This window comes from Chryseobacterium phosphatilyticum (assembly GCF_002899825.2).
GTDB lineage: Bacteria > Bacteroidota > Bacteroidia > Flavobacteriales > Weeksellaceae > Chryseobacterium > Chryseobacterium phosphatilyticum.
The window spans coordinates 176,556-191,151 of record NZ_PPED02000006.1; the positions used below are offsets into that span (position 1 = coordinate 176,556).

Consider the following 14,596-nt stretch of genomic DNA (forward strand, 5'->3'; position numbering starts at 1 on the left):
ATGGAGAATCTAGTATATGCAATAGTACTTTTACCACTTTTAGGGTTTCTTATTAACGGGTTATTCGGGAAAAATCTTCCAAAAATATTGGTAGGTTCTTTGGCCACTGCAGCAGTATTCGGATCTTTCTGTATCGCTGTTAGTCTTTTCATGAATTTCAATTCTGAAAGCCAGCCGGTAATCGTAAAAGCTTTTGAATGGTTTAGAGTAAATGGGGTTCAGATCAATTTTGGATTCCAGATCGATCAGCTGTCTTTAATGATGGTAATGATCATCACGGGTATCGGTTCACTGATCCACTTATACTCTATCGGATATATGAGTCATGATAAAGGCTTCTATAAGTTCTTTACTTACCTGAATCTTTTCATCTTCTCAATGTTACTTTTAGTGATGGGAAGCAACTACCTTATCCTATTCATCGGATGGGAAGGTGTAGGTCTTTGTTCTTACCTGTTGATCGGATTCTGGTATACAAACGAAGAATACGGTAAAGCAGCAAGAAAAGCTTTCATCATGAACAGAATTGGTGACCTTGCATTATTGATTGGTATCTTTATGATTGCTGCTCAGACTAATGCTGTAGATTACCTTTCAGTAGCTGAAAATGCTTCAAAATTTGAATTAGACGGAACAGTGATTATCTTTATCACAGCGAGTTTATTTATCGGTGCTACCGGTAAATCTGCTCAGGTTCCTTTATATACCTGGTTGCCGGATGCAATGGCAGGACCAACTCCGGTATCAGCTTTGATCCACGCGGCAACGATGGTAACGGCGGGGATTTATTTGGTAGTAAGATCAAACTTCTTATTTACTTTAGCTCCTACTGTACAGGGAGGAATTTTATTCATTGGATTCTTAACTGCAGCTTTAGCAGGATTCTATGCATTACGTCAGAATGACATCAAAAAAGTATTGGCCTACTCTACAGTTTCACAGCTTGGATTTATGTTCATTGCTTTAGGACTTGGAGCGTATACAACAGCGATGTTCCACGTAATGACGCACGCATTCTTTAAAGCTTTACTATTCTTAGGTGCTGGTTCTGTAATCCACGCTATGAGCAACGAGCAGGATATGCGCTTCATGGGAGGTCTTAAAAAATATATTCCTCTTACCCACGCTACATTCCTGATCGGAACATTAGCAATTTCAGGTTTCCCTCTATTATCAGGGATGATCTCTAAAGACGAAATTTTAGTAGCAGCTTTTGCTAAAAATCCGGTTTACTGGGTAATATTATTTGTTTTAGCGGCAATGACTGCAACGTATATGTTCAGACTGTATTATTTGACATTCCACGGAGAATTCAGAGGTACTGAAGAACAAAAACATCACTTACATGAAAGCCCGTCTAATATGACATTACCATTGATCGTATTGGCAATCCTTTCTGTAATCGGAGGTTTCATCAACCTGCCGCACTTCATCGGTCACGGGCACTATGCTAAACTTATGGAATGGTTAAAGCCGGTTCTTACTGAACAAAGCTACAGCCAGATGGAAGCTACTCTTTCAGGAGTAGATTTCAATACTGAAATGATCTTATTAGCAGCAACAGTGATTATGTTCTTCTCTGTATGGTTTATCGTTAGAAATACTTATGTAAGTAAGAAGAAGATGGCTGTTGCAGAAGAAAACTACACCGGATGGGAAAAGCTTTCTGCTAGAAAATTATATGTTGACGAACTTTACAACGCATTGATTGTAAAAACTGTTGAAGGATTAGGACGCGGAGGAAAAATGTTTGATAAGGGTATCTTGGATCGTTTTGTAAACTTTGTAGGAGACGGTGCTGAAGACAGCGGAAAAGCTATGAAGCGTGTACAAAACGGAAATGTAGAGACGTATATTCTTATCATGTCTTTAGCTGTGGGAATTATATTAATTGTTAACTTTTTATTACAATAATAATGTCTTGTTTATTATTAACATTATTACTTTTACCTCTAGTAGGTTCGGGATTAGTTTTTGCATGGAAAAATAATTCCAGCAAATATTTGGCGCTAGGAATTGCATTAGTACAAATGCTTCTTACATTCTATATACTTTCGGATTTTGATTTTAATCCAACAGTAGATAGTGTATTACAGCATGAGATCAATTATCCCTGGTCACAATTTATGAAGAGTTCTCTTCACTTCGGTATCGATGGGATGAGTATGCTTCTTCTGTTGCTGACTAACATTTTGGCGCCAATCATCATTTTATCTTCTTTCAATGAAAGTGTTAACTACAGAAATACATTCTACGGATTGATTCTGTTGATGCAATTCGGTCTTGTGGGAGTATTTACTTCTTTAGACGGATTATTGTTCTACATCTTCTGGGAAGTAACTTTGATTCCAATTTGGTTTATCGCCGGACTTTGGGGACAAGAAAATAAAAGGTTTGAATTTACTACGAAATTCTTCGTATATACATTCGTTGGATCTTTATTTATGTTAGCAGGATTGATCTATGTGTACAACCACTCTGCATCATTCGCTTTAACAGATCTATACAATGCGCAACTGAACGAAACACAACAGACTGTGGTATTCTGGTTTATCTTCTTTGCTTTTGCAGTGAAATTACCGGTATTTCCTTTCCATACCTGGCAGCCTGATACGTATACCTACTCTCCTACTCAGGGATCGATGCTGTTATCTGGTATCATGCTTAAAATGGCGGTATACGGTGTAATGCGTTATTTGCTTCCAATCACTCCACTTCCGATTGCCGGAATTTCGGGTCAGATTGTGATCATCCTTGCCATCGTTGGAATTGTTCATGGTGCATTGATCGCTATTATCCAAACGGATATGAAAAGAATCATTGCCTATTCATCATTCTCTCACGTAGGATTGATGGTAGCGGGGATCTTTGCTTCAGCAGTAGTTACTTTAAGAGGAACTTTCAATATTGAAGGTGCTGAAGGAGCATTGGTACAAACCTTCGCTCACGGTATCAATGTGGTAGGGTTATTCTACTGCTGTGATATCTTATATAAAAGATTTAAATCAAGAGATATCAGACAAATGGGTGGCTTAGCAAAAGTTGCTCCTAAGTTTGCCGTATTGTTCCTGATCATTATATTAGGTTCAATGGGAGTTCCATTAACGAATGGATTTATCGGTGAATTTATTTTGTTAAAATCAGTATATGATTTTAATGGAACAGCAGCTGTAATTGCAGGTCTTACGGTAATTCTTTGTGCGGTGTACTTATTGAGATTCTACGGAAAAGCAATGTTTGGAGAAGGAGATGCAGCCGTTTTAAGTACTGCAAAAGACTTATCAGGAGTAGAATTTTCTGTATTGGCAAGCTTAGCGGTTTTTGTGATCTTACTTGGTATTTTCCCACAACCGGTAATCGATATGGTGGGTAGTTCAGTGAAGTTTATCTACATGGCGATGGCTAACTAAAAAATTAAAAGATTTAAAAATTAAAAAAATAAGAGAGAAGAGAGAATAAAGATAAAAGACGAAGAGATAAAAGACAGACACTTTTGAACCTGAAACTTTTAACTCGGAACCCGGAACTTTAAACTTCAGATCTCACATCTCAAATCTATATTATGAGTGTTTTAATTATTGTTTTCCTAACGGCAGTTATTGCGTTATTTTCGGGAGTTTTTGAACAAGGAAAATTCGCAAGATACATTGGGATTTTGGGTTTAATCATTGCATTGTACGTAAGTTTCATGCCTGAATGTTCGTTCTTCGATCATTACAAACATATGTATGAATACAGTGCCAATGCTGCTTTATTTACCAAAATATCAATTGTAACAACCTTATTGTTATTCTTCCTTGGAGGTTTTGCTTTCAGCAATCACAGAAGCCACCAATCGGAATTATATGCTTTGATGCTATTTGCATTATGTGGAGGGATTGTTCTTTTCGGATACCAGAACTTAGTAACGATGTTCTTAGGTGTTGAAATCCTTTCTATTCCATTATATGTAATGGCAGGAGCCAACAAAACTGATCTGAGATCAAACGAAGCTTCAATCAAGTATTTCTTAATGGGTGCATTTGCGACAGGTTTCCTACTTTTCGGTATTGCATTTATCTACGGAAGTGCCGGAAGCTTTGATTTATATAAAATCCATGATTTTGGAGTAGCAAATGCTACAAACGTGATGTTTATCCTCGGGGTATTATTAATCCTTTGTGCATTGGCATTTAAAGTAGCCCTAGCACCTTTCCATATGTGGAGCCCGGATGTGTATTCAGGATCACCTTCATTAATTACTGCTTTCATGGCAAGTGTGGTGAAAATTTCAGGATTCTTTGCACTATTCAGATTGATGACAATTGGTTTCGCTGGGGTAACCCACGAGTGGATCAATGTTTTGGGAGTATTCTTAATCATTACTTTATTATTGGCAAACGTTATGGGTCTTGCCCAGACGAATGCTAAAAGAATGTTGGCTTACTCTTCAGTTTCCCACGCAGGATACATAGGATTGGTATTCTTTGGAATGACCAGCCTTTCTACGTATAACTTAGCGTTCTATTTATTTGCTTATTCGTTATCTACTGTGGGAGTATTCATGTGTCTGATCTGGGTTGAAAAACTAAAACGTGAAACTTCTTTCGGAGCTTTCAAAGGATTGGCAAAAACAGAACCTTTATTGGCAATAGCTGCAGCGATCTCAATGCTTTCAATGGCAGGGGTTCCGTTAACTGCTGGTTTCATGGGGAAATTTGCTTTATTCTCCCAGGCAATGAATGGTGCCGCTTTCTTAGTATTAGTCGCAGTATTGGGTTCTGCCCTGTCGATTGCGTACTATTTAAGATTGATTATCGCGATGTTCTTCTTTAAGGAATCCACATTCAAATCATCAGAAAAAGTAACACTTACTTATAATATTGTAGCAGTAGTTATCATTGCATTAATTATCATTTTGGGAGTCTTCCCTGACTTCTTTGCAAATATGTTCGGACTATAAAAACAACATTGTAACGAAACAATACAAAAACCTTCCAGTTTACCGGAAGGTTTTTTTTGTGTATTAAAAATAATACATAAGAGTTCAGATTCGTCATAAGGAATCTTTATTTATCCATATTGAAAAAATATCGGCTCATAGAACATAAATGATCTTTGAATACCATATAAATTTCTGATATTAATCCGTCCCCGAATCCTAAAGTGATCTCCTTTTCAAGAGCAACTTTTTTCAAATCTCTCAGAAAAAACAGAAAAATCCTCTCAGAATTTTCTTTAAAACTACTTAAATAGAAATATTTACAAAAAGGAAAAGAAGATTTGCTTAATACAATATACTTTTTGATATTTCTTTGCCAAAGTAAAATAAAATGAAATGGAAATATCATTTTTACCGATTCAAAACAGATTTGTAAGTAGTGTTTTTTTCATAACTTTACCTTAAATTTCAGCTGTTGGCCAATCTCTACAAAAAAGACTCTCCCTTTCAGGTTTATATATCATTCAAAAAGTATTTGGATGTACTGGAACACATCCGTTATAATGACCGAATGGAATACCGGGTCAATTATGCAGAGTCCCTTATTGATAGTACCAGGAATTTTAAAGAGCTTAAAGAGGGGTTTCAGGATATCAATCTACTGGACAAAAATGAAGTCCTCATCAGATCTCTTCTGGCTGATCTCTTCCCAACGGGTCTTACTCATAACGAGATAAAAGCAGCAAGTATTCCGCTTTCCAATATCACGTTTAATTATACTGAACGATTCAAAAACATTCTTAAGGATGCAGGAAAAGACTTTGAGATAGAACTCCGAAATATTACGGATAACGAGTTCTACGTATTCTGTTGTTGTCTCATTCTACAAAGCTATTTCAAAAAAGATATCAGAAGTACAATCCCGTTTTATTATGATATTCCCAACCAACAGGGAATTATGAAACATTATAAAATTACGGTAAACTCTGATTTCACAGAAATTATCCCTTCAGAAAATGCAAAAATACCGACTGATGATATTCTGGATATGCTATTGGAAAATCTGGATGACTTTACATTGTGGAAAAAATATTTCCCATCACAATCCTGGATATTGAGAGGATTTACCATTATTTCGCTGGTAGATTGTACATCAGAAGTGGCATTATCTGACCTCAAGTCCAGTATGATAGAAATTGATCCCGAGAATTTAAAACCCAATGAAAATCTGACGGAAATTTTCAAATCGTATTTTGATGTTGCTGAACTGAATTTTGGAATTATGACTTTCAATAAAAAAGAACAGAAGCTTGATAAGCTTCCGATCTACGAAAGTCTTTTAACCAATCATATCCTTGATTTCTGGATCAATACATTTGACGAAGAAACCCGAAAGAATACTTTTGATAACCTTAGCAATAATTCAAAACCTATTGTTGTTTCCAATGTTAATAATCTGGATGAAAATGTCAAACAGCTTCCTTCTTTCAGTATTTTAAAAGATAATAATATCAATAGCTTCATGGTGATTCCCATCATGAAAGATGGCGAGCTTCTGGCTATTATGGAGTTTACGTCTCCCATTGCCGGAAGTTTCAATGGTTTGAAACTCAAAAAAATGGAGTTTTTCACTGATATGGTTCTCTTTTCTCTCAGCAGGTTCTATTTTGAGAAAAATTATCAGATTGAAGCCATTATTCAACGTGAATACACAACCATCCATGACAGTGTAGTCTGGAAATTCAGAAATGAGGCAGAAAAATATTTTACAGCCTCACTAGGAAAGAAAATGTATACTTTAAAGCAGATTTCGTTTAGGAACCTTACTCCATTATTTGGAGTTTCAGACATCCGCTCTTCCTCAGAAAAACGTTTTAACCTGATGCTTGAAGATCTCAATCAACAAATTGAATCTCTAAAGGATATTTTCACACTGACCAATTCTGACTCGGAAAAATTTATGTTGGCGCTTGATGTTTTTGAAAGCGAACTGAACCACGAAGTTAAAGCTGATACAGAACAACGTTTTCAAAGGCTGCTGAGAGAAGAAATCCATCCTTTTTTACAGGGAAAGCTCGAGGTAAAAACATCGAGAGACATTAAATCCAAGATTCAGGATTATTTTTCACATATCCTTGGTCAAACAGATTTATTTTATAATCACAGAAAGGATCTGGATGATTCTATCACTCTTGTCAACAGAAAGCTGGCAGATATTCTGGATGAAAGCCAGGTCAAGGCTCAGCAAATTTTTCCCCACTATTATGAAAGATTCAAATCGGATGGTGTAGAACATAATCTCTATATTGGGCCAAGTATTGCACCAGACCTTCATTATACAACAAAAGTTGTTCATAGGTTGAGATATTCACAATTAAAAACCGTTTGTAAAATAGAGCGTGAATTCCAGTCTTTTAAAAAAACGTTGCCTATTCAGCTGGATATCGCCTCATTGATTTTTGTTTACAATGAAAAAATAGATATCCGCTTCAGAATGGATGAGAAGCGCTTCGATGTAGATGGTGCCTATAATTCTTATTATGAAATCATAAAAAAACGACTGGATAAAGCTCACGTAAAAGATTCAACGGAAAGAATAACTGCTCCCGGGAAAATCACTATTGTTTATTTTGGGATGGAAAACCAAAAAGAATATCTGGAATATATTTCTAAACTTCAAAAGAAAGAAATTCTGCAACATGATATAGAATTCCTAAAGGTAGAAGATTTACAAGGTATTACAGGATTACTGGCCCTCAGGGTTTCTCTTACCTAACTATCTCATCTGGTGAAATCAATTCTACTCATTTTCTGTATGAGCAGTTCTTTTGGTATCCGGACGGTATCTCATTAAGATTTACATGAGGATAGAATAGATTGGGAAGAAATGTCTGATCAAAGGTACATCCCTTTTTCAGTAAAGGATCCTTAAAATCAGGATTTTTGTATAATCGATTATTCTTCTGTAATGATGCTCCCCAGTTCAAAGAAGAGAAGATATCTAAAGGATAAAAAGAATTAGAATAAAATCTGGCTTTATCAGTTATTTCTTTGTCTGAAAGTTTGTTTATTGAGGAGGCAGCATAGAAGATATTATTTTTAAATTCTACAGAAGAACCTTCCCAAAGAAGCTTTTCCACGGGGTTCTTCATATAAAAAACGTTATTGTAAACGTATCTGGAAGTATGTGGACTGTTCTGAATCAGGAAAAGTTTTTTTCCTCTTATAGTTCCCACATCATTTATACTAACATTATAACGGACAGTAATATTTTTGGCATCTTTCATCAACAGGAAAAAGCCTCCGTTATTATCATGAGAATAGTTGTATTCAAAAATATCTCCATCTGTAGTTGTGATTTCATCATATCCGTCTGCATCAAAAGCCATCCCATCATTATTTCCTCCCCCTTTCAATCCGTAGACCTCATTATAAGCTACAAGCGTTTTAATACTTCCAATCGTCCAGATTCCCGCATAATTCTGAGATCCGGTATTCATGCACGCATTGTAAACTTTATTGTAGATTATTTTACTTCCTCCTGTAACTCCGGACATTACAATACCATCACCATAAATATTTTCAAGGGTATTATGATCAAAAATAATGTCTTTAGAACGTTCCGGTATTTCTCGTGAACCTGCCGTACGAAGCCCCTCAACAGCACAATTCTTTATATAACAGTTTTGCACTAAAGCTCCGTATATTTTACCATCAAGGATGATTCCGCCTGAATTTTTATGATAATTAATTTGTCCGTCTGTTGCTGAATTTACATCATGCACATAACAGTTTTTAATTGAAATACCAAGAATCGGAGGCTCAGAAATGTCTCCCCCGGAAACATGAATGCCTATTGCAGCATAAGTCATTCCTGCCGGAACAGTATTCGTAATTTCAAGATTATTGATTTGCCAGTACGACACCTGATTGAGACGAAGAGTTCCTGAACCATTCTTTTGGCCGCCTCCATTAATAACAGGTAAAGCTTCCCCTCCATATTTATCAATTGTAATCGGAAGACCTTCTGTTCCTGATCCTTTGGGAATTAAAACATCATTCCATATTCCACCACTCTTAAACAGAATTCTATTACCAGGTTGAAATAAAATACTGTTTACTTTTCCAATTGTCCTCCATGGAGCATCAACACTCGTCCCGGAATTATTATCATTACCATCATTAGATATGTAATAATTCATCTCCACAGCCTTCTTTTCTCCCGAATTCGCTTTACAATCTTCGAAAGAAAAAACAAAGAAGGCCATCAACAGAGCAAGGAAAAAAGGTTTCATATTTATGCTTTTATAATATGAAGATATGCTTTTTATGGGTAAAAAAGGTATAATCCTGATTTACAAATACACATCCGTTTTTTCAGTTCTTCTAATGAAATTTCTGCCTGTTCAAAGTAGAAATTATTGAGTCTATTTAAATTAAAGACTAAGAAAAGCTGCTCCAAAAGACAATACAGAGATAATAATACCGGCCATAAAGATTTTATACGTTATTGATAAAAGCTTGTACTTTCTGTCCAGAACTTTTCCTAAATAATACAAATCCTTCACCATCGAATCATAAATATAATCCCTGTCTTTGATCAGATCTTTCATAGCATTATGATAGTCATCAAACATCATCTGGTGAAAGTTCCCAAAGAACAGCAGATTGACTTTTCTATTGACAATATCCTGCGGTGTAAAAGTCGTTTTAGTCACATTAGGTTTTGTAGAAAGAATAGCAAATATAATCGTAAACACACTCGAAAGAAGCAGTATAAAACTCGGAAGAATAAGATGTGCATTTTTCGGAGCATCCAGTTTGGGAACCAGTACAGAAAGACAAACTGAAATAATAATTGCATTTACCGAAAGAAGAATATTGGCTTTGCTATCCGCAATATCACTTAATCTTGTATGGTTATTCAAGGTCACCCTGAATAAAGTATCAACGCTTCTGTCCGATTTTTCTTTTTCTTTTTTCCCTTCAGAATTATCTTTTTTATCTTCTTTCTTTACCTCTTCTTTTTCCAGCTTCTTTTCTATTTTTTTTATATTTTTCTTTTTTAAAGGCTCCCAGTTTTCTTTCGCATAATCAGTATAAAAAGTATGTCTGTTTTTAAGCATATCCAGATTACCCGAATTCCATTCTTCGTTGGAAAAACATTTTACATTGGTCAGTTCCCATTCTTTTCTTAATGCATCAGAAATATCACTGTAGTCATGCCCTGCAAAATGACTAAAATCTGCATCTTTTACAATTTTTTCCAGTAAACCCTGAGGTTCATGTGTAATTTTTGTTGCCAGAATAAGTTTTTCAATATCATCAATATAGGAAGGAGGATAATTTTCTTTATTCAGAAAATCTTTCATGATTTCCACTCCTCTTTCTTCATGATTCTTTGCACATTCTATATACCCGGTATCATGAAACCATAATGCCACGAGTACTTTTTCCTGATCTTCTTCAGAAACAGGAGTATTCTTCATGATTTCTTCCGCCTTATTAACGGTGTAGGCAGTATGAATAAAATTATGATAAAAGTAAACTGAAGATAACTTATCTTTGAATAAGATTTCAACATAATTTTTAGCTTTGTCTAGAATGTTCATCCCTGAATTTTTGTTAATGTAAATTTATGAATTTATCCTTTAAAACACATTTAAAAAATACTTCGATTATTCTGAAAACCGTAATATCTGCCGGAGCACTCTACTCCTGCGCTACATATAACGTACAAAAGGGCAAAAACTTATTCGAAGTAAAAGATTCAGATATAAAATCTGAAAACGATTTTAAACTGTTCCTGATCGGGGATGCCGGAAATGCAGACGAAGCGCAGGCACAAAATACACTGAATTTACTGAAAGGTAAACTTGATTCAGCAGGTAGCAACTCCATGCTGGTATTTCTGGGAGATAACATTTATCCTAACGGGATGCCCAAAAAGACAGATAAAGATTATGCTTTAGCTGAAAAAAAACTCGAAAACCAGCTGGCTATTACCAAAAATTTCAAAGGAAAAACACTGGTTATTCCCGGAAATCATGACTGGTACAATGGTGTTGAAGGATTAAACAATCAGGAAGGCTTTGTTAAAAAATATCTTGATGATAAAAAAGCTTTTCTACCCAAAAACGGGTGCCCTATTGATGACATCAACTTGTCAAAAGATATTAAATTAATCGTCATTGATACCGAATGGGTTATTGCCAACTGGGACAACTATCCCGGAATCAATAAAAACTGTAATATCAAAACACGGGAAGATTTTTATACTGAGTTTAAAGATCTGATCATTAAAAATCAGGGCAAAAGAATTATTGTAGCTTTGCATCATCCGATTATCAGCAGTGGAACCCACGCAGGTTTCACCTCTGCAAAATCTCACCTTTATCCTTTTAAAAGTAAAGTTCCTCTTCCAGTAATAGCAAGTACAGTAAATATTTTAAGAAGTTCTTCAGGAGCAAGTCCTGCCGACATCAACAATCAACATTATGCTGATCTGGCCAACAGATTAAAAAGCATCGTTCAGGATAAAGAAAACATCATTTTTGTTTCCGGACATGATCACAACTTACAATATCATGAAGAAGAAAATATACGACAGGTGATTAGTGGAGCAGGCTCCAAAGTTGATCCTGCCACCATTGTTGAGAAAACAGACTTTTCATACGGAGGGAGTGGCTTTGCCGTAATGAACATCAGAAATGACCAAAGTACAGATATAGAATACTTTTCTACCAAAGATGCCAGACTTCAGAAACTGACTCATATTTCTGTTATTTCAAAACCTGATGTATTTGTCAATAACTTTCCCAACTCTTTCCCGGCAACATTCTCTTCAAGCATTTATCCCGTTCAGCTTACTCAAAAACGTAAATTTTACAGATGGCTTTGGGGAGATCACTACAGAAGATACTACGGAATTCCTATTGAAGCACCTACAGCCAACCTTTCAGAGCTTGATGGTGGATATATCCCGTTCAGAGAAGGAGGTGGAAATCAATCCAACAGTTTAAGACTAAAAGCAACAGACGGTCAGGAATTCGTTATGCGTGGTGTTAAAAAAAGTGCGATCCGCTTTCTTAACAATATGGCTTTTCAGAAAAGTACACTGGGTGAAGAACTTGCCGACAGTTTTCCTGAGAAATTTTTATTAGATTTTTACACAACCAACCATCCTTTCACCCCATTCTCAGTGGGAAATATGTCTGAAAAATTAAATATTTTTCACAGTAACCCCAAACTATATTATATCCCTAAACAGCACGCTTTAGGAAAGTACAATCAAAACTATGGAGATGAGATGTATATGATTGAAGAACGCTTTTCTTCAGATCCTAAAACATTAGCTTCTCTGGATAATGCAAAAGATATTCTTTCTACTGATGATGTTTTAAAGAATATTAACAAGAATACAAAATACTCTGTCGACAAAGAATCTTATATCAGAGCCCGTCTATTTGATATGCTGATCGGCGATTGGGACAGACACTCAGACCAATGGAAATGGGCAGAATATGAAGTAGGAGATAAAGTGATCTATAAACCCATCCCAAAAGACAGAGACCAGGCTTTCAGCAAGTATGATGGAGCTGCCTTTAAAATTATTATGAACGTTCCTGCAATCCGTCATATGAAAACCTTTACGGAAGATATCAGCAGTGTCAAATGGCTTGCCATGGAACCATATCCAATGGATCTGGTTTTCTTAAAAGGAGCGACAAAAGAAGAATGGGAAGCACAGGCAAAATATATTCAGGAGCATTTGTCTGATCCTGATATTGAGGAGGCTTTTCATAATCTTCCAAAAGAAGTTCAGGATGATACCATTGCAGATATTAAGAGAAAACTTAAAATACGTAAAACAAAGCTACAAAGCTATGCTTCTCAATATTATGATGTACTACAGAAAAAAGTTCCGTTGGCAGGTACGATCAATCCCGATCGGTTTGTCATCACAAAAAATGGACATTCAGTACTGGTACAGCAATATAAACTAGGCAAAAACAAAGATAAAAACGAACTGGTTTTTGAAAAAACCTACCACGATTCAAAAACGAAAGAACTTTGGATCTACGGCCTTGAAGATGATGATGTATATGACGTCATAGGAACAGGAAACCCCAGGATGACCATCAGGTTAATCGGCGGTTACAACCATGATGTTTATAATGTGGCCGATGGAAGAAAAGTAAAAATATATGATTTTACATCTCAAAAGAACACCTATAATGCCCGTAATGCTACCAAAAATATCTCCAATGATTATGATATAAATTCTTATAACTATAAACATCCGAAATACAACTCAGTAGCAGGCTATCCCAATGCTGATTACAACCCGGATGACGGGGTAATCATTGGTGTTCTGGCCAATTATACCGTCAATAATTTTATCCGAGATCCTTTTACCCAAAAACATAGTTTAAAGGCTAATTTCTATACTGCTACTGCTGGGTTTAGCCTAGTATATAAAGGGACATTTAAAAAGGCAATTTCAGGATGGGATTTCAATCTGGATGCAGCTTATACCACCCCCAGATTTTCCCAAAATTTCTTCGGATTATCTAATGAAAGTGAATACAATAAAGAAGATACCGAAAGAGAATATAACAGAGCCCGAATTTCAAAATTCAATTTTGCGCCTTCTATTTCTAAAAAAAGCTGGATGAATCTCAGTCACCAGATTCAGCTTACCTTTGAAGATAATAAGGTACAAAGAAAAGCGGATCGGTTTATCAATATATCACCTGACGTAAAACCTGAGGTATTCAACAGTCAGCAGTTTGTAGGTGCCAACTATACATTTGGTTATAAAAATGCGGACAATGTTGCCTTTCCAACCCTGGGATTAGAATTCATGCTGAATGCCGACTGGAAAGCAACTCTCTCTGATTTTAACAAAAATTTCCTGACCTTTAGAGGTAAATTTGCTATTGATCACAGAATTGACAAAAAAGGAAACTTTGTATTTGCCAACTCCAGCAATGTCATGTGGATCAATAATAATAATTTTGAATTTTTTCAGGCGGCAGCCATTGGTGGCAACAACGGGATGAGAGCTTTTAGAAATGAAAGATTTTCCGGGAGATCGTATTTCACCAACAATTCTGAAATACGATGGGATTTTGGAAGAATCAGAAATAATATAGCCCCTACCAATCTGGGAATCCTTATTGGCTATGATATTGGCCGTGTCTGGAATGATACTGAGAACTCAAGAAAATGGCATGAGTCCGTAGGAGCAGGGATTTGGTTAAGTATTGTAGAAATGATGTCTGCAAGATTAAACTATTTCTACGGTTCAGATGGAGGAAGGATTTCTGCAGGAATAGGAATGAAGTTTTAAATTAAAAAAACGAATTAACTCTACCTTTCGCTCTCACAAAAAAAAACAAAAACACAACCTTCATTTAATTAAAATTCAATGCATTACATATAAATTAATTTATGTTATTGAAAAAAAAGTTAATTTAAATTAAATTTAATAATTCCACTTTTTAATTAGCATCTTTCACAGATAACCCAAATATGGTTTTTAAATAAAAGCCATATTTTCAGCATTATAGACAAAACATACACATTGGTCAATATGTTTGTTGATTTATAAAAAACCAGATATTTTAAAAAGAATATATATTTGTTTAAAATTATTTCAACAAAAATAAC

The 14,596-nt window shown here is 35.5% G+C and carries 7 protein-coding genes; 5 read left to right on the forward strand and 2 right to left on the reverse strand.

Going from position 1 to position 14,596, the window contains the following annotated elements; all coding sequences use genetic code 11:
* From nuoL to C1631_RS20970, 4 genes are all read left to right on the forward strand, one after another.
* Window positions 1-1,914 carry an NADH-quinone oxidoreductase subunit L gene (nuoL, locus tag C1631_RS20950; protein WP_109714004.1) on the forward strand — a complete coding sequence of 638 codons (1,914 nt, stop codon included), beginning with the start codon at window positions 1-3 and terminating at the stop codon, window positions 1,912-1,914.
* Between the two features lie 2 nt (window positions 1,915-1,916).
* Entirely contained in the window at window positions 1,917-3,410 is a 1,494-nt protein-coding gene (locus C1631_RS20955; protein ID WP_103248797.1) for a complex I subunit 4 family protein, read from the forward strand.
* Window positions 3,411-3,562: 152 nt separating this feature from the next.
* On the forward strand, window positions 3,563-4,942 hold the full coding sequence (locus tag C1631_RS20960; RefSeq protein WP_109714006.1) for an NADH-quinone oxidoreductase subunit N: 1,380 nt from the start codon (window positions 3,563-3,565) through the stop codon (window positions 4,940-4,942).
* Between the two features lie 454 nt (window positions 4,943-5,396).
* Complete coding sequence (locus tag C1631_RS20970; protein WP_109714008.1) at window positions 5,397-7,697, forward strand: GAF domain-containing protein; 2,301 nt, start codon at window positions 5,397-5,399, stop codon at window positions 7,695-7,697.
* Between the two features lie 28 nt (window positions 7,698-7,725).
* On the opposite strand, the gene C1631_RS20975 is transcribed toward C1631_RS20970, so the two are convergent.
* Together C1631_RS20975 and C1631_RS20980 are read right to left on the reverse strand one after the other, a co-directional pair.
* Window positions 7,726-9,216, reverse strand: a complete 1,491-nt coding sequence (locus C1631_RS20975) for a right-handed parallel beta-helix repeat-containing protein (RefSeq protein WP_109714010.1) — start codon at window positions 9,214-9,216, stop codon at window positions 7,726-7,728.
* 141 nt (window positions 9,217-9,357) lie between these two features.
* Window positions 9,358-10,533 carry a Pycsar system effector family protein gene (locus C1631_RS20980; protein ID WP_109714012.1) on the reverse strand — a complete coding sequence of 392 codons (1,176 nt, stop codon included), beginning with the start codon at window positions 10,531-10,533 and terminating at the stop codon, window positions 9,358-9,360.
* A 26-nt stretch (window positions 10,534-10,559) separates the two neighbouring features.
* Between C1631_RS20980 and C1631_RS20985 the strand changes: the two genes are divergently transcribed.
* Window positions 10,560-14,276 (forward strand): metallophosphoesterase, encoded by a 3,717-nt coding sequence (locus tag C1631_RS20985; protein WP_109714014.1) that lies wholly within the window; start codon window positions 10,560-10,562, stop codon window positions 14,274-14,276.
* Window positions 14,277-14,596 lie beyond the last annotated feature (320 nt).

Coding starts and splice junctions, on each gene's coding strand:
- nuoL (WP_109714004.1), top strand. CDS start 1: ATGGAGAATCTAGTATATGCAATAGTACTTTTACCACTTTTAGGGTTT.
- C1631_RS20955 (WP_103248797.1), top strand. CDS start 1,917: ATGTCTTGTTTATTATTAACATTATTACTTTTACCTCTAGTAGGTTCG.
- C1631_RS20960 (WP_109714006.1), top strand. CDS start 3,563: ATGAGTGTTTTAATTATTGTTTTCCTAACGGCAGTTATTGCGTTATTT.
- C1631_RS20975 (WP_109714010.1), bottom strand. CDS start 9,216: ATGAAACCTTTTTTCCTTGCTCTGTTGATGGCCTTCTTTGTTTTTTCT.
- C1631_RS20980 (WP_109714012.1), bottom strand. CDS start 10,533: ATGAACATTCTAGACAAAGCTAAAAATTATGTTGAAATCTTATTCAAA.
- C1631_RS20985 (WP_109714014.1), top strand. CDS start 10,560: ATGAATTTATCCTTTAAAACACATTTAAAAAATACTTCGATTATTCTG.